21 protein-coding genes are annotated in these 17,128 nt (G+C 69.9%); 5 read left to right on the top strand and 16 right to left on the bottom strand.

All coding sequences use genetic code 11. The features are described 5' to 3' along the window. Positions 1 to 55 precede the first annotated feature (55 nt). The 5 genes from ABEA33_RS00445 to ABEA33_RS00425 all read right to left on the bottom strand — a co-directional run bounded on the left by ABEA33_RS00445 (position 56) and on the right by ABEA33_RS00425 (position 4,142). Entirely contained in the window at positions 56 to 1,207 is a 1,152-nt protein-coding gene (locus ABEA33_RS00445; RefSeq protein ID WP_345524529.1) for a lysophospholipid acyltransferase family protein, read from the bottom strand. Then, positions 1,200 to 2,267 carry an NAD-dependent epimerase/dehydratase family protein gene (locus tag ABEA33_RS00440; protein WP_345524527.1) on the bottom strand — a complete coding sequence of 356 codons (1,068 nt, stop codon included), beginning with the start codon at positions 2,265 to 2,267 and terminating at the stop codon, positions 1,200 to 1,202. The genes ABEA33_RS00445 and ABEA33_RS00440 overlap by 8 nt, the downstream gene beginning before the upstream one ends. Before the next feature lie 22 nt (positions 2,268 to 2,289). After that, positions 2,290 to 2,391 (bottom strand): 30S ribosomal protein bS22, encoded by a 102-nt coding sequence (locus tag ABEA33_RS00435; protein WP_008356322.1) that lies wholly within the window; start codon positions 2,389 to 2,391, stop codon positions 2,290 to 2,292. Between the two features lie 142 nt (positions 2,392 to 2,533). Next, positions 2,534 to 2,737: a helix-turn-helix domain-containing protein gene (locus tag ABEA33_RS00430; protein ID WP_345524525.1), complete on the bottom strand. Its 204-nt coding sequence runs from the start codon at positions 2,735 to 2,737 to the stop codon at positions 2,534 to 2,536. A 190-nt stretch (positions 2,738 to 2,927) separates the two neighbouring features. Further along, positions 2,928 to 4,142, bottom strand: coding sequence for an acetoin utilization protein AcuC (locus ABEA33_RS00425; RefSeq protein WP_345524523.1), 1,215 nt, complete (start codon positions 4,140 to 4,142; stop codon positions 2,928 to 2,930). 193 nt (positions 4,143 to 4,335) lie between these two features. Between ABEA33_RS00425 and trpS the strand changes: the two genes are divergently transcribed. The 4 genes from trpS to ABEA33_RS00405 all read left to right on the top strand — a co-directional run bounded on the left by trpS (position 4,336) and on the right by ABEA33_RS00405 (position 6,885). After that, on the top strand, positions 4,336 to 5,313 hold the full coding sequence (gene trpS / locus ABEA33_RS00420) for a tryptophan--tRNA ligase (protein ID WP_345524521.1): 978 nt from the start codon (positions 4,336 to 4,338) through the stop codon (positions 5,311 to 5,313). A gap of 78 nt (positions 5,314 to 5,391) precedes the next feature. Continuing rightward, the gene (locus ABEA33_RS00415) at positions 5,392 to 5,823 is read left to right on the top strand and encodes a hypothetical protein (protein ID WP_345524519.1); all 432 of its coding nucleotides are present in this window, start codon (positions 5,392 to 5,394) and stop codon (positions 5,821 to 5,823) included. Then, positions 5,820 to 6,239 (top strand): DCC1-like thiol-disulfide oxidoreductase family protein, encoded by a 420-nt coding sequence (locus ABEA33_RS00410; RefSeq protein ID WP_345524518.1) that lies wholly within the window; start codon positions 5,820 to 5,822, stop codon positions 6,237 to 6,239. The genes ABEA33_RS00415 and ABEA33_RS00410 overlap by 4 nt, the downstream gene beginning before the upstream one ends. Beyond that, entirely contained in the window at positions 6,205 to 6,885 is a 681-nt protein-coding gene (locus ABEA33_RS00405) for a TetR family transcriptional regulator (protein WP_345524516.1), read from the top strand. The genes ABEA33_RS00410 and ABEA33_RS00405 overlap by 35 nt, the downstream gene beginning before the upstream one ends. Positions 6,886 to 6,894: 9 nt before the next feature. Here ABEA33_RS00405 and ABEA33_RS00400 read toward each other — a convergent pair whose 3' ends face one another. The 6 genes from ABEA33_RS00400 to ABEA33_RS00375 are packed head-to-tail and all read right to left on the bottom strand — an operon-like array spanning position 6,895 to position 11,600. Next, positions 6,895 to 7,449, bottom strand: coding sequence for a TerD family protein (locus tag ABEA33_RS00400; RefSeq protein WP_345524515.1), 555 nt, complete (start codon positions 7,447 to 7,449; stop codon positions 6,895 to 6,897). Positions 7,450 to 7,469: 20 nt separating this feature from the next. Further along, positions 7,470 to 8,732 carry a Kelch repeat-containing protein gene (locus tag ABEA33_RS00395; protein WP_345524514.1) on the bottom strand — a complete coding sequence of 421 codons (1,263 nt, stop codon included), beginning with the start codon at positions 8,730 to 8,732 and terminating at the stop codon, positions 7,470 to 7,472. Beyond that, the gene (locus ABEA33_RS00390) at positions 8,729 to 9,232 is read right to left on the bottom strand and encodes a SigE family RNA polymerase sigma factor (RefSeq protein WP_345524513.1); all 504 of its coding nucleotides are present in this window, start codon (positions 9,230 to 9,232) and stop codon (positions 8,729 to 8,731) included. The genes ABEA33_RS00395 and ABEA33_RS00390 overlap by 4 nt, the downstream gene beginning before the upstream one ends. 36 nt (positions 9,233 to 9,268) lie before the next feature. Then, positions 9,269 to 9,838, bottom strand: coding sequence for a hypothetical protein (locus tag ABEA33_RS00385; RefSeq protein ID WP_345524512.1), 570 nt, complete (start codon positions 9,836 to 9,838; stop codon positions 9,269 to 9,271). Further along, on the bottom strand, positions 9,838 to 10,641 hold the full coding sequence (gene proC, locus ABEA33_RS00380) for a pyrroline-5-carboxylate reductase (RefSeq protein WP_345524511.1): 804 nt from the start codon (positions 10,639 to 10,641) through the stop codon (positions 9,838 to 9,840). Before proC ends, ABEA33_RS00385 begins: the two co-directional genes overlap by 1 nt. Positions 10,642 to 10,664: 23 nt before the next feature. Then, positions 10,665 to 11,600, bottom strand: coding sequence for a proline dehydrogenase family protein (locus ABEA33_RS00375; protein ID WP_345524510.1), 936 nt, complete (start codon positions 11,598 to 11,600; stop codon positions 10,665 to 10,667). An 872-nt stretch (positions 11,601 to 12,472) separates the two neighbouring features. On the opposite strand from ABEA33_RS00375, the gene ABEA33_RS00370 reads away from it, so the two are divergent. Beyond that, positions 12,473 to 13,162: a hypothetical protein gene (locus ABEA33_RS00370; RefSeq protein ID WP_345524509.1), complete on the top strand. Its 690-nt coding sequence runs from the start codon at positions 12,473 to 12,475 to the stop codon at positions 13,160 to 13,162. On the opposite strand, the gene ABEA33_RS00365 is transcribed toward ABEA33_RS00370, so the two are convergent. From ABEA33_RS00365 to ABEA33_RS00345, 5 genes are all read right to left on the bottom strand, one after another. After that, entirely contained in the window at positions 13,159 to 13,854 is a 696-nt protein-coding gene (locus tag ABEA33_RS00365; protein WP_345524508.1) for an ABC transporter permease, read from the bottom strand. The genes ABEA33_RS00370 and ABEA33_RS00365 overlap by 4 nt on opposite strands. A 71-nt stretch (positions 13,855 to 13,925) precedes the next feature. Beyond that, a complete protein-coding gene (locus tag ABEA33_RS00360) occupies positions 13,926 to 14,639 on the bottom strand; it encodes an ABC transporter ATP-binding protein (protein ID WP_345524507.1) in 714 nt (237 codons plus the stop codon). 135 nt (positions 14,640 to 14,774) lie between these two features. After that, on the bottom strand, positions 14,775 to 15,368 hold the full coding sequence (locus tag ABEA33_RS00355; protein ID WP_345524506.1) for a TetR/AcrR family transcriptional regulator: 594 nt from the start codon (positions 15,366 to 15,368) through the stop codon (positions 14,775 to 14,777). Continuing rightward, a complete protein-coding gene (locus ABEA33_RS00350) occupies positions 15,368 to 16,162 on the bottom strand; it encodes a sugar phosphate isomerase/epimerase family protein (protein ID WP_345524505.1) in 795 nt (264 codons plus the stop codon). The genes ABEA33_RS00355 and ABEA33_RS00350 overlap by 1 nt, the downstream gene beginning before the upstream one ends. Then, positions 16,159 to 17,094 carry a Ppx/GppA family phosphatase gene (locus ABEA33_RS00345; protein WP_345524504.1) on the bottom strand — a complete coding sequence of 312 codons (936 nt, stop codon included), beginning with the start codon at positions 17,092 to 17,094 and terminating at the stop codon, positions 16,159 to 16,161. Before ABEA33_RS00345 ends, ABEA33_RS00350 begins: the two co-directional genes overlap by 4 nt. Between the last annotated feature and the right edge of the window lie 34 nt (positions 17,095 to 17,128).

The following is a 17,128-nucleotide window of genomic DNA, read 5'->3' as shown; positions in this document are numbered from 1 at the left end:
CGCGAGGTCGTGGCCGGCGGGTCGAGATCCGGTGAGCTGACCGGCGCCTTCAGTACTAACTGAAGACGGACTGTCGCTTCATCAACAGCGAGTAGAGCGTCTGCTGGATGGTCTCGCGCACCTGGTCGGTGACGTTGAAGACCAGCATCGGGTCGTCGGCGGCACCCGCGTCGAACTCATCGGTGCGGATCGGCTCGCCGAACTCGAGCAGCCACTTCGACGGCAGCGGCACCAGGCCCAGCGGCCCGAGCAGCGGGAAGAACGGCGTGATCGGGATGTAGGGCACGCCGAGCAGCCGGGCCAGCGAGGGCACGTTGCCGACCAGCGGGTAGATCTCCTCGGCACCGACGACCGAGAGCGGGATGATCGGGACCCCGGTGCGCACGGCGGCGGACACGAACCCGCCACGGCCGAAGCGCTGCAGCTTGTAGCGCTCGGCGTACGGCTTGCCGATGCCCTTGAAGCCCTCCGGCCAGACGCCGACCAGCTCCCCGCCGCTGAGCATCCGCTCGGCGTCCTCGGTGCAGGCCAGGGTCGCGCCACTGCGCCGCGCCATCGAGCCGACGAACGGCATCTGGAAGACGAGGTCCGCGCCGAGGGGACGCAGGAACCGGCCGACCTCGTCGTGGATCGAGACCATCGTCATCAGGCCATCGACCGGGATCGTGCCGGAGTGGTTGGACACGACGAGCGCACCACCGTCGGTCGGGATGTTCTCGATGCCCCGGACCTCGATCCGGAACCACTTCTGAGCGATCGGGCGCAGCGCGGCCATCAGGAACCGCTCGGTGATCTCCTGGTCGAAGCCGTACTCGTCGATCCGGTAGTTGCCGGCGACCCGACGCCGGAGGAAGGCCAGGAATCGGGCGAGCTGTGGCTCCCAGTCCGCGCCGAACACCTCAGCGGCAGCGCCCTGGACCGCGGCCAGCCAGTCGGCGACCGGGATGCCGCCGGCACGCGTCGGGAGGTCGGTGGTGACCGGCGGGCGCTCGACGGGCTGCTCGGACTGCGGGGGCGCCGACTTCGCCTTGGGCTGGGCCCTCGGCGTGGGCTTCGGCTTGGGAGCTGCCTTCGGGGCCGGACGCGAGGTGGACTTGGGGGCCGCCGACTTCGGGGCGAGGCTGCGTGCGGCCGAGGACGGCTGGGTCCCGGTCGCGCGGCCCGGGCGGCCGCGCGTGCCGATCGGGATGATCTCGGCGTCACCCATGGTCACTCCGTCCGACGGTCGCCTGGGGCACGTGCACTGCGGCGTCCGGGTCCGGCAGCCGCTCGGCGAGGCGAGCCAGCACCCGGTCGGTGCGCCCCCCGCTCGTCGTCAGTGGAGCGGCGAAGTCGGCGAACGCCGAGGCCGTCGTGTACGTCGGCTCGAAGCCCAGTTGAGCGCGCATCCGGGTGGTGTCGACGCCGCGGCCATAGGTCAGGAAGGCGGTCTGCTCGGGCGAGAAGTCGGCCAGGCGAGCGGAGCGCAGCACGGAGCCGACGTTGCCGACCGCGAAGGACGGCAACGAGATGGTCGGCCGCTGCAGGCGACGCAACGCCTGCGACAGCATCAGCAGACCGTCTCCCGCGACGTTGAAGGTGCCCGCGATGTCGGTGTGCGTGGCGTGCCGGAGTGCGGCGAGCAGATCCGTCTCGTGGAGGAACTGCAGCCGCGCGTCGTGGCCGAGCACGGTCGGGATGACGGGGAGCCGGAAGTACGACGTCAGCGGGCTGGTCACGCTGGGGCCGATCACGTTGGCCGCGCGCAGCAGCGTCACCCGGACGTCGGGGCGGCGGCGGGCGAACCCGCGCACGTACCCCTCGATCTCGGCGACGTCCTTGGCGTAGCCCGAACGCGGCGCGCGACGCGGCTCCATGTCCTCGGTGAACATGGCCGGGTCGCGGCTGCTCGCGCCGTACACGGTCGTCGTCGACTTCACGACGAGTGTCTGCAGGCCGGGGGCCTTCTGGCACGCCGCCAGGAGCTGCATCGTCCCGATGACGTTCAGCTCTTTCATCGTGTTGCGGCCCCCGGCGCTGCCGGGGGTCGAGATCACGCTCATGTGGACGACGGTGTCGACGTCCTCTTTGACGATGACCTTCGCGATGACCGGGTTGCGGATGTCAGCGCGCACGAACGAGACGTCGCCGATGTCGCCGCGAGGCGGCACGGCATCGACGCCGATGACCCGAGCGACGTCGGGGTCGGCCGCAGCAGCGCGCGCGAACTTCCGACCGAGGTCACGTGAGACCCCGGTGACGAGGACGACCCTGCCGGCGCTGCCCATACGGCGAAGGAGCCGCTCGGCCCTACTTGCCGAGCTTGCGACGCTGGACGCGCGTCTTCTTCAGCAGCTTGCGGTGCTTCTTCTTGGCCATACGCTTGCGCCGCTTCTTGATGACAGAACCCACAGGGAAACCTTTCAACAGCCATGACAGCTGCCCCCGGAAGAGCCCGGAGGACCGGCCCAGCCTATCCGGGGTTGGTGCCCCGGCAGAATCGGCCGGTCCATCCGGACACACTGGGCCCGGTCTCAGACCGATGGACTGCCGATCAGCCCGCGTTGTAGAAGCTCTTGCGCAGGTACTCGTCCACGTCGGCCTCGAGCACGCGGAAGGACCGACCGACCCGAACGGCCGGCAGGTCGCCCCCGTGGACGAGTCGGTAGACGGTCATCTTGGAGACACGCATCCGCGCTGCCACCTCGGCAACGGTGAGGAACGTGGAGTCAGAGACGTCCCCGGAACTGGTAGCCATCGTGCACCGATTCTTTCTGTACGACGCGCCACCGGCTTCCCCGCCGGTGTCACACGCGCCGCGCATCCGTGAGAATAGAGCCTGATGTGACTCGTGGGGAAGGGGTTCACCAAAGAAGCGATGGGGATACGGCGTGTCCGCTTGCACCAATCGCAGGCCGTCGATCTCCGCCGAGCCCCTGCGAGAGCGGCTACGGCAGCGGATCGAGGCCGTGCAGCGGGAAGGCCTCCATGCGGGTGGCATGGATCGCGCGGTCCAGCCAGGTGTCGGGGTCATACCCCTCCCGCCAGTCCCGGTACGCCGGCGTGCGGCCGTCGGTGAGCCGCATCGGTGCGACCCGGCCGAGCCGTTCACGTACGTGCTCGCGCCAGGCCGTCGGGGTGTCCACCTCGGGCCCGAGCGGCGCGCCCGAGAGGATCGCCAGCAGGTGCGTCCACGCCCGCGGCACGACGTCGACGATGGCGTAGCCACCGCCGCCGGTGGCGACCCAGCGCCCCTCGCACACCTCGTGCGCCAGGTCGTGGACGGCGAGGTAGGCGGCCCGTTGGCCGTCGACCGTGAGCATCAGGTGGGCCAGCGGGTCCTCGGCATGGGAGTCGCAGCCGTGCTGGGTGACGAGCAGCTGCGGCTTGAACTCGCGCAGCAGCGGCGGCACGATCGCATGGAAGGCCCGCAGCCAGCCGGCGTCCCCGGTGCCCGGCGGCAGCGCGACGTTCACGGCCGACCCGAGAGCCTCCGGGCCGCCGAGGTCGTGCGGGAAGCCGGTCCCCGGGAAGAGCATCTGTCCGGTCTCGTGCAGGGAGATGGTCAGGACCCGCGGGTCGTCCCAGAAGATCTTCTCGACGCCGTCGCCGTGATGGACGTCGAGGTCGACGTACGCCACCCGCTCCGCCCCCTGGTCGAGCAGGCTCTGGATGCCGACCGCGACGTCGTTGTAGATGCAGAAGCCGCTGGCCCTGTCGGGCATCGCGTGATGCAACCCACCGGTGATGTTGGCGGAGTGCAGAGACTCCCCGCTCCACACCTGCCGGAAGGCCTCGACGCTCGCGCCGACGATGTGCGCGGTGGCGTGGTGCATGTCGTGGAAGATCGGGTTGTCGTCGCTGCCCAGGCCGTGCAGGGCGTCGTACGCCTGCGGATCGCTGCTGGCCTTGGTGACCGCCGCGATCAGCTCCGGCGTGTGCACCGTCGCGATCAGCTCGTCGCTGGCCATCGGAGCGGGCACGACGCGCAGCCGCTCGCCCACGACGCCCAGCTCGGTCGCGAGCCGCATCGTCAGGTCGACCCGCAGTGGGGACATCGGGTGCTCGGGGCCGAAGTCGTACTCGGTCAGGCTCTGGTCGAAGACGACCGTGGCCCGCCCTGAGCACTGGGTCGACGAGTGCTGGACCGGCGGCAGGGGCATGTGACGGACGCTACCGCTAGTCTGGATGGGTGCTGACGACCCCTACCACCCAGTGGTGGCCCGCCTGAGCGGCGGCCCACTCTCGAAGCACACCATCCATCGGCCGCCCACGGGCGGCCGATCTCGTCGGCAGAGCTTGTCGACAGAGCTTGTTCAACCCGCGGCCCGTGGGCTCCTCACACCAGGAGATCCCATGTCGCACCACCTGCCGTCCCCGCACCGCAAGCTGTCGCTGCTCACCCCGAGCGGCCACCTCACCCTCGGCAACCTGCTCGGCGCACTGCGTCCGATGGCAGCCGGTCAGCAGGAGGGCGACTGCTTCTACGGCATCGCGGACCTGCATGCGCTGACGACGCCGCACGAGCCCGCTCGGCTGCGGGACGTCGTACGCGAGATGGCGACGCTGTTGCTCGCCGCCGGCCTCGACGAGTCGACGCTCTTCATCCAGAGTCGGGTGCCGGCGCACGCGCAGCTCGCCTACCTGCTCGAGTGCACGGCGTACACCGGCGAGCTGAACCGGATGATCCAGTTCAAGGAGAAGGGCAGGGGTGTCGACTCGACGCGGGTCTCGCTCTACACCTATCCCGCGCTGATGGCGGCCGACATCCTGCTCTACCGCCCGCAGCAGGTGCCGGTCGGCGCCGACCAGTGCCAGCACGTCGAGCTCACGCGCGACCTCGCGACCCGCTTCAATCATGCCTACGGGCCGGTCTTCACGATCCCGGAGGTGACCGTCCCCGCGGCCGGAGCGCGGGTGATGAGGCTCGACGACCCCTCCCGCAAGATGGGCAAGTCGGACTCGGCGGCAGGCGGCGTCATCCTGCTGCTCGACCCACCCGACGTCGTACGCCGCAAGATCGCCCGCGCCGTCACCGACTCCGACGTCGGAGCGGACGCGGTCCGGGCCGATCCCGCCAAGCCCGGGGTGACGAATCTGCTGGAGATCCTCACCGCCTGCGGCGGCTCGGCCGACGGCATCACGACGTACGGCGCTCTCAAGCGCAGCGTCGCCGACGCGGTCGTCGCCGAGCTCGAGCCGCTCCAGAAGAGGTACGCCGAGCTGGCCGCCGACCCGGCATACGTCGACGGCGTCTACCGCGCGGGGGCCGAGCGCTGCCGCGAGGTGACCGCTCCGGTGCTGGCCGCGGCCGAGGCTGCGATCGGTCTCTGAACCATTTCTTGAACGTGTTCAAAAGATGGGCTATGGTCGACCTCAACCCGAATTGAACACGTTCAACACCGTGTTCCGATGAAGTTGGAGAACTTGATGACCTGGACTGTCGGCACCTACCTCGTCTACCTGCTCGTCACCGTCCCGCTCACGATCTGGGTGGCCACGACCCTGTCTCGCAACGGGCGGGTCTTCCTCGCCGACGTCTTCGCCGGCGACGAGGGCCTGACCGATGCGGTCAACAAGCTCCTCGTGGTCGGCTTCTACCTGCTGAACCTCGGCTTCGTAGTGCTCTTCCTGCGGATCAACGACCCGGTCGAGGACCTCAGCGGCCTGTTCGACACGCTCAGCGTGAAGGTCGGCGTGGTGATGCTGACGCTCGGCGCCCTGCACTTCCTCAACGTCTACGTCTTCAATGCGATCCGTCGGCGCAGCCGGGCTGAGGGCCTCCGCACCGCCCCGGTGGCACCGCAGGGCTTCGTGCCGCCCGCTCCGGCGTACCCGCGATGACCGGGGTCGCGCTCACGGTCCTGACGGATCCGGACTGCCCGCTCTGCCGGCGGTTCTCCGACTGGCTGGCCCGCCAACCGCTGCTGGTGCCGCTGGCCCTGGTCCCTGCCGGATCGCCCGAGGCTCGTCGGCTCTTCCCGACGCTCGACCACGACGCGACCCTCGCCGACCTGACCGTGGTCGGTGACGACGGGTCGGTCTGGACCCACGAGCACGCCTGGGTGATGTGCCTGTGGGCGACGCGCCGGCACCGGGTGATGGCCGAGCGGCTGGCCCAGCCGCACCTCCTGCCTCTCGCCCGCGGCGCGGCCAGCAGCGCCGCGGGGATCCGCCACCTCCTGGCACGCAGCGGTGCGGCGGGAGGTGACTACGCTGATGGATGTGCCGGATCCTGCAGCCCGATCGCCCAAGGCTGAGCAGACCCGACGGGCGATCGTCGACGCGGCCATGCGACTCTTCCGCGGCAGCGGCTACGACCGCACCACGATGCGCGCGATCGCGACCGAGGCCGGGGTCTCGGTCGGCAACGCCTACTACTACTTCGGCTCGAAGGAGCACCTGGTCCAGGCGTTCTACGACCAGCTCCAGACCGAGCACGCCGACGCAGCCGACCGGGTGCTGGCGCGGGAGAAGACGTTCAGCGCTCGCCTCGAGGGAGTCCTCGCGTCGTGGCTGGACGTGGCGGCACCCCACCACGAGTTCGCCGGTCAGTTCTTCAAGAACGCCGCCGAGCCGACCAGCCCGCTCTCACCGTTCAGCACGGAGTCCGCGCCCGCTCGTGAGGCCAGCATCGCGCTCTTCGCCACCCTGCTCGACGGCTCGGACGCCAAGGTCGCGCCGGCGCTGCGCCGTGAGCTGCCCGAGCTGCTCTGGCTGCTGCAGATGGGCATGGTGCTGTTCTGGGTCTACGACCAGAGCCCGGGCCAGGAGCGCACCCGCACGATGGTGCGACGGATCGTGCCGATCGTGGATCGACTGGTGAAGCTGTCGCGGATGCCCGTCGTACGCGGCATCGTCGACGACGTCGTCGGCCTGATGGGCGAGCTGAGAGCCGCCCCCTGAGGCGCAGGCTCAGAGGAAGCGCTTCAGCTTCAGCCCGGACTCCGTCGGGAGCTTGACCCCGATCCCCTCGGCGACGGCGCGCAGCCGCCACCCGTCGCCGTCGCGGGAGAGGCGGGCCATCACGACGCCGGTCTCGGGCACGCCGAGCGTCAGCGTGATCCGGGCCAGCTCGACGCCCTGCTCGTCGACGACGCGGCAGTAGGCGTTGGCGACCCACTCCAGCGTGTGGCCCTGGTAGCTGGTGACGAGCAGGAAGATCGTGTCGATCTGCCGGTGCACCTTCGCGAGGTCCACGGTGATCGCCTCGTCGTCGCCCTCGCCGCTGCCCGTGGTGTTGTCGCCGAGGTGCTCGACGGAGCCGTCGCGGGTCTTCGGGTTGTTGTAGAAGGCGAGGTCGAAGAGCTGGCCACCACCGAACTGCACCGCCGAGGCGTCCAGGTCGACGTCGCGCGTCCCGCTGCTGAACGGACCGGCGCTGGGGTTCTTGTCCCACCCGAGCCCCATCCGAAGCAGACCGCCGTCGGTGGGCAGCACCATCTCCTGGCCCTTGCTCAGCTCGATCACGAGGCCGACAGTACCGGGGGTCAGGGACTCCAGATCCAGGTCTCGGCCGAGATCCCGGAGGGGTCGTCGTACGCCGTCGCCTCGTCGATGCCGTCGAACACGAGCAGTCGCCCGTCCGCCCACACGGCACCCTGCTGGCTGTCGACGGCCGAGTCCGGCTTGCCGAGCAGTGTCCAGGTCTCGGCGGCGTCGTCGTACACGTAACCCCAGCCGGCCATGAGTGGGCCGTCGGCAGCGTGGGGGTACCAGCCGTCCCCGCGCCGGGAGTCGACATCGGGCGCGCCAGGAAGCGGGCTCCACTCCCCCGTCTCCGGATCGAGCCGACCGCCCATCGGCGGGTTGCCGTCGAGCCCCGGGGCGGTCTGGATGTCCAGCGCGACCAGGCGGGTGCCGGTCCAGTGCGCGCAGAGATCGCCGATCGTGCCCGTCGTCGGGAAGCGTGCACTCCAGGCCCCACCGTCCCAGCGGTCGACGATGGTGAAGGGTGGGGTGTCCCCGTCGTCGGGCGCCACTTCCGGATCCGCAGCGCAGGCGAAGATCCCGTCGTCGGTGGGGAGCACGGCGTACGGCCTCAGCCGAGGCTCCTGCTCGTCTGCAGGCAGAGCCGACCACTGCCGGCGAGCGACGTCCAGCATCAGCACGCGGCCGGACCTGGCGGCGATGAAGACTCGGCCGTCGAGGGCGTGGACCGTGCCGGTGTCGGTCAGCCGTGCCGGCGCCTCGGGAAGGACCGCCCAGGTGTCGCTCTCGATGTCGTAGGCAAGCCAGCGACGATTGCCGTCGAAGAGCACCAACGTCCGGCCGACCACCACCGGGCGGAACCAGTAGCCGATCGGCTCCGGGGCGTCCGCGATCTCGCGCCAAACGTCGGTCCTCGGGTCGTACGCCGCGCCGTCGCTGGCCATCGTGTCGGCGGCGACGCAGTCGGCGTTGGGCGGGCACGGTGGGTCGATGCCACCCCCGAGGACGAAGGCCTCGGTGCCGTTCCACGCCGTGACGGGCATCCAGCGCGCGCCGACCGGGGAGGGCGCGCCCGCGTGCCAGCTGCCGCCGACCGGCGGGGCGGGAGCGGGTGCGGACTCCCGGTCGCCGACAAGCCTCGGCACAGCGACCACCGTGGCGACCAGCGCGACGACGGCAACGGCAGCAGCACCTTCGGCGATCCGGCGGTGCCGCCGGAACCGGCGTCCGAGCTCCTCCGCCCCGAGCCTGTCCCCCGGTCCGGGGTCGAGACCAGCGAGGCCGTCGGCCATCAGGCTGCGGAGGCGTTCCTCGATGCTCATGCGCGGTCCCCTCCCGGAGCGTCGACGGACAGCAGGGTCCGCAGCGTGGCCAACGCGGCGGACGCCTGCGACTTCACGGTCCCGGGCCGGCACCCAAGGGTCTCGGCGATCTGCCGTTCGCTCAGGTCCTCGTAGTAGCGCAGCACCACGACGGCCCGTTGCCGCGGCGGCAGGGCCCGGACGGCCCGCCAGACATCGTCGCGCTCCAGCGCGTCCAGGCCGGGGTTCACCGCCCGCTCCGGCAGCCGGTCCACGGACGTCTCGCGCCGGAAGAATGCCCGGCGGCCGTGGCCGAGAGCGGCGTTGATCGCGATCCGGCGTACGTAGGCCGTGGGGTCGTCGGCGCGGATCACGCGCGACCACGAGGCGTAGGCCTTGGCGAAGGCCACCTGCACGGCGTCCTCGGCGAGCTGGCGGTCGCCGGTCACGGCGTACGTCGTGCGCAGCAGCGTCGGACGTGCCGCCGCGTAGAAGCTCGCGAAGTCGAGGACCGTGCTCACACCCTCAGGATGCCGGTGAAGGTCCATCTGGTTCGGTCAGGAGGCGTCGCGCTCGGCGAGCGCCTTGAGGGTCCGCAGCTGCTTGCGCATCATCACCAGGTCGCCCCAGGCGAGCAGCCGCGACCACACCCAGCCGACCGGCCCGTCCTGCGCCACGACGATCCGGCACACGATCCGTGAGCTGTGCTCGGCCGGTGGTTCCTGAGGAGGTTGCGCAGCAACCGTCTCGAAGGGCTCGACCGCATAGGTCACGGCGACCGCGCCGAGCAGGCGCCGTCCGGCCGGCGTCGTCACCGCCGTCCAGTGGCGCGGGGCGTCGAACGCGACGAGCTTGAACACCACCGCCATCCGCTGCCCGAGGACGAGACGGTCGGCGCCGGGGGTGAGGAACCGCGGGCTCTTGTGCCCGCGGTTGTCGATCCAGTCGTAGGAGTACGGCGCGACGGCGATCTGGCACAACCACCGCCAGGTGAGCTCCACTGGCGCGGCGACGGAGATGCCCCGAGTCATCGACAGGATCGTCCCGTCGACGAGGTGGTCGGCGGCGTACGGTCGGCGCACCTCGACCGGGGTCGCACCCCAGGTCAGCGGCAGCGCCATCGTCATCAGCTACCTTCGGCGAGTTCCCGGGATCGATCGCGAGCGGCCTCCATCGCGGCGAGGAACGCCGCGCGGACCTTGTGGATCTCGAGCTCGCGCAGCGCGGCCGCGGTGGTGCCGGCGGGCGAGGTGACCTGCTCGCGCAGCACGGTCGGGTGGGTGCCGGTCTCGCGGAGCATCTTGGCCGAGCCGACCAGCGTCTGGACGACCAGGTCGGTGGCGGTCGAGCGGGGCAGCCCGAGGTGGACGCCCGCCTCGATCATCGACTCGACGACGAAGAAGATGTACGCCGGGCCACTGCCGGAGATCGCCGTGACGGCGTCCTGCTGGCGCTCGGGGATCCGCAGCACCTTGCCGACCGAGGCCATCAGCGCCTCGGCCTCGGCGAGGTGCTCCTCGCTGCAGTGGCTGCCAGGCGAGATCGCGGCCATGCCCTCGTCGACCAGTGCCGGGGTGTTGGGCATGACCCGGACGACGGCGACGCCCTCGGGCACCCGCGCCTCGATGAAGGCCGTGGTGATGCCGGCCGCCAGCGAGACCAGCAGCTGGCCTGGCCGCAGGACGTCGGCGATCTCGTCGAGCACGTCGCCCATGTCCTGCGGCTTCACGACGAGCGCGATCGTCTCGGCCTTCTCGGCCGCCTCGCGGTTGCCGATCACCGCGACGCCGTACCGCTCCTCGAGCTCGCGCGCCCGCTCGGCACGCTTCTCGCCGACGAGGAGGTTGTCGACGCGGCGGCCGGCACGGACCAGGCCGGAGAGCAGGGTCTCGCCCATGACTCCGGCGCCGAGGATCGCGGTCTGGGACATGGTTCCCTCGTCTATTCCTGGGTCTATTTCTTGGAGATCAGCGAGCGGACGAAGAATGACAGGTTCTGCGGGCGCTCGGCGAGCCTTCTCATCAGGTAGCCGTACCACTCGGTGCCATAGGGGACGTAGACGCGCATCCGCTCGCCCTTGCCGGCCAGGCGACGCTGCTCCTCGGGTCGGATGCCGTAGAGCATCTGGAACTCGTAGGTGCCCGGCGTACGCCCGTAGCGGCTCGCGAGGGAGGACGCGATCTCGACCATGCGCGGGTCGTGGGTGGCGATCATCGGGTAGCCCTCGCCGGCCAGCAGCACCTTGAGACACCGCACGTAGGACCTGTCGACGTCGAGCCGGTCCTGGAAGGCGACGTCCTCGGGCTCGAGGTAGGCCCCCTTGCAGAGCCGGACCCGCGAGCCCTCGTGGGCCAGCGCGCGGCAGTCGGCCTCGGTGCGGTGCAGCATCGCCTGCAGGACCGCACCGGTCTCGGGGAAGTCCTTGCGCAGCTCGCGCAGGATGCTCAGCGTCGAGTCGGTGGTGGTGTGGTCCTCCATGTCGAGGGTGACCGTGGTGCCGGCGTTGCGGGCGGCGCGGCAGATGGTGCGCGCGTTCTCCAGCGCGGTCTTGTGCCCGACCTCCGGCAGGAACTGGCCGATGGCGCTGAGCTTGACCGACACCTCCGCGCTGCGGGTCAGCCCGCGGGCGGAGAGCTGCTTGAGGACGTCGACGTACGCCGCCACCGTCGCATCGGCCTGCTCGGCGTCGAGGGTGTCCTCGCCGAGGAAGTCGAGCGTCACCAGCAGACCGTCCTCGGCGAGCGCGGCGGTCGCGTCGGCGGCGGACTCGTTGGTCTCACCGGGGACGTAGCTGCGGACGATTCCGGCCGAGACCGGCATGGTGCTGACGAGCTTCTTGACCTGCCCGCTGCGGGCGAGCAGGAGAAGGGGCTGACGGAGGAGCGACATACCTCTCAGGCTACGACGGACCTCCGCCGACGGCCGATTTCAGGCGGTCCTTCGCCGGGGGGACGCCGCGCCGAGGGCACGATTGAGAACGGGCGTGCCATACCCCAGGGACCCTGTCTCGGCTATCAAGACTTGTCACCCACGACACAAGAAACCCTGGTCTTCGGACTCACAACCCATGCGCTCCGCGTCGGAGCATGGACAGCGGCGAGGAGTGGTCGATAAGAACGATGCAGAAGATCGGAGATCAATGATGAGACGCCCACAAGTTATTAGGTTGGTCGTCGGAACCCTGGGCGCCTTGGCGGGAACTATCCTGTCAACAGGCACCGCAACCGCGGACACTCCGGGATGCTCGATCAGCAGCCACTGTTACTCGACGCTTCGCGCCGGTGATTCCACCGGGGCCCAGTATCAAGGAATGTACGGCACTAGAACCGCGCCGCGATGACATCGGATTGCACCCCAAGCAATCAACGATGGATCAACTCGGAGATGTGGTTCTGGCCATTCTCGGCAGGATGGGTTGAGGGAGGTCATACTGCCGGCTGGCTCGGTTGAACCACAACGACAATGTGACCGACGAATTTCAGATCTCTCGTGCCCCAGAGACCAATCGGTTCAATATCTACTTCAATGGGAACTCGGTGAAGAGCAACAACGTCCAATTCTGGACCAGCAGAAGGTTCCAGATCGGCGGCGAGGTTCTCGACGCCCCAGGGGACCTCTCATCTGTTCGACATGTTCGGCCGGGCCCTTGACGTTGCCGGAACGAGATATCTGCTCCCGACGCCGAAGTCAACACAGGTCAACGACCCGCCGCTTGCAGGGTCCCAGCCGAGCAACTCCGAGTGGAAGTGGAGGGTCCGTCCATGAGTCGTGGACGCCAGAGAATCGTCGCCATTGGCGCCGCCATGGGAGTCGCCACGCTAGCCCTCGGGAGTGCCGCGGTCGTTGGTGCAGACCACAGCTCCACACCCGAGCGAGCAGTCGAGCGGCAGGCCAGTCCGGCCGGCGCCTTCGAGCGCCGCGTCGCAGAGTCCGCGAATGAGTCGGTGATCGCCTCAGTGGCGAGCGATGAGGACTGTGACGCTGGGGCGTCCCCGCGGCTGAGCGCGGATGCCGATCCGAGGATCGTGGATGCGATGAGGTCGAACCCAGCTTCGCAGGCTGACCCTGGAGGAAAGCCCCTGAGCGAAGACACTGCCGTACAGGCAGCACGGCAGATCGCCCGCCCAGTGCAGGAGGCCTACGACGAGGGCTCGAAGGTTCCCAGACTAACGAACTATCCAGCAGCCGCGTCTCAGCTCACGTTCGCGACGGCGGATAGCTGGATGCCCGGCAGCTCCGAAGACTCGCTGGTCGCCCCGACTCGATGCGTCTGGATGATCACCGTGGACGCACCGTTCCAGCCTCGGTCGACTCCCGAGAACGGCATGAACATCTCGTTCGACGGTTACACGGTGCTGTTCGACGCCGCGTCGGGTGAGTACCTGGGCGTCAGCGCCGGGGTAGACACGCCGAACCTGATCACGGGCAAGAACGTGGGAGCGGACAACTAGGCGGTCCTGCGGCGGAGGGTGGCCGCACCGAGGGCGAGCCCGCCGACGGCGTACGCCGCGACGACCGCGAGGTCGCGCCAGACGTCACCGGTGGCGGTGGTCTCGGTGAGGGTCTGCATCGCGTCGACGGCGTAGCTGAGCGGCAGCACGTTGCTGATCCACTCGAGTGCCTGCGGGAGCTGGTCGCGGGGGACGAACAGCCCGCACAGCAGGATCTGCGGGATCACCACGGCCGGCATGAACTGGACCGCCTGGAACTCGGTCTGGGCGAAGGCGCTGACGAAGAGGCCGAGCGCCGTACCGAGGACGGCGTCGACGACGGCGACGACGAGCAGCAGCCAGACCGGGCCCTGGACGTCGAGGCCCAGGAAGCCGACGCTGAGGCCGACCGCCAGCGCCGCCTGGACCGCCGCGACGGCGCCGAACGCGAGCGCGTAGCCGAGCAGGAAGTCGAGCTTGCCCATCGGCATGGCGAGCAGGCGCTCCAAGGTTCCGCCACTGCGCTCGCGGAGCGTGGTCACGCTGGTCACCAGGAACATCACGATGAACGGGAACATCGCCAGCAGCGCCGGCCCGACCTGGTCGAAGACCGGGGTGTCCTCGAACATCCACCACAGCAGGGTGATCAGCAGGCACGGGAGCACCAGGAGGAGCGCGAGCGTGCGGTGGTCACGGCGGAGTTGGGTGAGCACTCGTCCTGCGACGGCTGCCGTGATTTCGAGGCGCCTCGTCCCTCGGCTCCTCAATCCAAGGATCCGGGGATTCATGCCGCGTCCCGCCTGACGATGGCGAGGAAGGCCTCCTCGACGGACTGCGCCTGGGCCTTCTCCTTGATGTCGGCCGGCGAGCCGTCGGCGATGATCCGGCCCTCCCGCATCAGCAGCAGCCGGTGGCATCGCTCGGCCTCGTCCATGACGTGGCTGGAGACGAAGACGGCGGTCCCGTTGTCGGCGAGGTCGTGGAAGAGGGCCCAGAGGTCCTCGCGCAGGACCGGGTCCAGGCCGACGGTGGGCTCGTCGAGGACCAGCAGGTCGGGGCTGCCGAGTAGTGCCACCGCGAGACTGGCCCGGCTGCGCTGGCCGCCGCTGAGCTGTCCGACGACCCGGTCCCTGTTGCGTCCCAGGTCGACCGCGTCGACCACCCGGTCCACCTCGTCCTTGCCGACGCCGAGCACCCGGGCGAAGAACCGCAGGTTCTCGGCGATCGTCAGGTCGTCGTACACGCTCGCGACCTGGGTGACGTAGCCGACCCGGTCGCGCAGCGGCTTGCCGCCGGCCTCCTCGCCGAAGATCTCGACCGTGCCGGCCCTGATCTGCTGGACCCCGACCAGGCAGCGCATCAGCGTGGACTTGCCGCAGCCGCTGGGGCCGAGCAGGCCGGTGACACCGCCGCCGATCGTGAGGTCGAGCTGGTCGAGCACCGGGCGCTTGCCGCGGACCACCCGGAGCCCGCGGATCTCCACCGCGTTTTTCACCATCTGATGAATTATGCGTCGGGGGTGGGCTGATCGCAACCGTGCGGGATACCCGGTTCACCGGGGAAGCTGGAGGTTCTGGGGCTTTGCAAAGGCCCAGAACCTGAGGGACACCCGGTGAACCGGGTATCCCTGGGACTACGGCAAAGGCCCCGACAGATACCGCTGCAACGTCGGCGCGTACGTCGCGATCAGCTCCTCGGAGGACGCGGAGGCGAGCGGCTCGACGGCCAGCACGTAGCGGAGCACCACCAGGCCGATCAGCTGGGAGGCGACCAGCTGCATCCGACGTTCGGGCTGGTCGAGCTCGAGGGCGGAGCCCACTGGGCCGAGCACCATCCGGAAGAACCCGTCGCGGACCAGCTGCTGGCCGCCCGGGTCGAGAACACCTCTCACCAGCGCCAGCAGGGGCAGCCGGGTCTCCTCGACGTCCCAGACCGAGACGAAGAGTCGCATCAGCCGCTCCCCAGCACCGTCGACCCCGCCCTCGATCACCGGCAGCAGCGCCACGCGGGGGTCGACGCGCAACTCGAGGGCGGCGAGGAAGAGGTCGTCCTTGGTGCCGAAGTAGTGGTGCACCAGCGCCGCGTCGACCCCGGCCGCCGTCGCGACCGCGCGCACCGACGTACCTGCGAACCCGTGAGCGGCGAAGAGCTCACGGGCTGCCACGAGGATCGCGGCCCGAGTGTCGGGGGCACCGGGCCGGCGTCCGCGACGAGGGGCCGCAGACATCAAGGCGTACCCACGGCCAGGTGCTCGCGCGCGAACTCCAGCGACTCGACCAGGTCGCGCTCGCGCTCGGCCCGATCGACGCACTTGCGGGTGTTGATCTCCAGCACGACCTCGCCGGAGAAGCCCGTGGTCGCGAGGTGGCGCAGGAAGGTGTCGGCCCCCATCGTCCCGCGGCCCGGCACCAGGTGCTCGTCCTTGGCCGAGCCGGATCCGTCGGTCAGGTGGATGTGGCGCAGCCGGTCGCCGAGCCGGGTCGCCATCTCGACGACGCCGGAGTGCGCGATCGCCGCGTGGGAGAGGTCGATCGTGGTGTTGGCGTAGTCCTCGGCAGAGGGGTCCCATCCAGGCAGGTACATCTCCGCCTTCCGGCCGGAGGCCCGCCAGGGGTACATGTTCTCGACCGCGAAGGCCAGCCCCGTCGAGGCCTCCAGGGCAGCGATGCCGTTGACGAACTCGCGAGCGTAGGACTTCTGCCAGCGGAAGGGCGGGTGCACGACGACGACCTCGGCGCCCACCGCGTGCGCCATCTCGGCCGACCGCTCGAGCTTCCCCCAGGGCTCGGTGCCCCAGACGCGCTGCGTGAAGAGCAGGCACGGCGCGTGCACAGCGGACACGGGCATCGCGTGGTGGTCCGAGAGCTGCTTGATCGCCGACGTCTGCTGGCTGAGCGCGTCGATGCCGACCATCACCTCGACCGTGTCGTAGCCGAGGGACGACGCGTACGCGAACGCGTGGGCCGACGACTCGGGGTAGACCGAGACGGTCGAGAGCCCGATGCGAGGCACGCTGCTCATGTCAGGTCGCCGATCTGATCGAGACGTTCGAGGATCACACCCTCGCGGAGCGCCCAGGGACAGATCTCGAGCGCGGAGAGCTCGAAGATGTCCATCACGGCCTCGGCGACGAGCGCGCCAGGCAGGATCTGGTGGGCGCGGCTCGGCGACACCCCGGGCAGCCCCGACAGCTCCTCCCGGGTCATCGCGGTGAGCTTCGGGATCCACTCGACCAGTGCGCTCAACGGCAGCGAGCGCTGCACCAACGGGCCCTCGCCCGACGGCGCGGCCCCGCAGATCCGGGCCAGCGAGCGGAAGGTCTTCGACGTCGCGGCCGCGTGGTCAGGAGCACCGTGGCGCAGCAGCCGGCCGGCATCGCGGGCGATCTCGGCCCGGATCTCCTTGCGCACCTGACGTACGGCGTCCTCGTCGGGCTGGTCGACGGTGAAGTGCTGACGGGCCAGCCGAGCCGCACCGAGCGGCAGCGAGCCCGCGATCTCGGGGAACTCGTCGGCCCCGCCCGCGATCTCCAGCGAGCCGCCGCCGATGTCGAAGACCCAGAGCCGACCGGCAGACCAGCCGAGCCAGCGTCGTACGGCGAGGAAGGTCAGCCGCGCCTCGTCCTCCCCCGACAGCACCGCGATCGAGAGCCCCGTGCGCTCGCGGACCTCGGCGAGCACGGAGTCGCCGTTGCCGGAGTCGCGGACGGCCGATGTCGCGAACGCCAGCATGTCCTCGCAGCCCTTCTCCTCCGCCACTCGCTGGGCGCCGGCGGTGAAGGCGGCCAGGGCGTCGATCCCCTGCTGGGACACGGATCCGGTCTCGTCGAGGTGCTCGGCCAGGCGCAGCGGCTCCTTGTAGGAGTACGCCGGCAGCGGGGCCGCACCGCGGTGCGCGTCGACCACCAGCAGGTGTCCGGTGTTGGACCCGATGTCGAGCACGCCCAGACGCATGGCTCCACGCTACTAGTCACGCGCGCCGACGTAG

Source organism: Nocardioides endophyticus (assembly GCF_039543845.1).
In the GTDB taxonomy this organism is placed as follows: domain Bacteria; phylum Actinomycetota; class Actinomycetes; order Propionibacteriales; family Nocardioidaceae; genus Nocardioides; species Nocardioides endophyticus.
The sequence above is the reverse complement of the archived record's forward strand: the minus strand, read 5'-3'. Positions and strand labels throughout refer to the sequence as shown.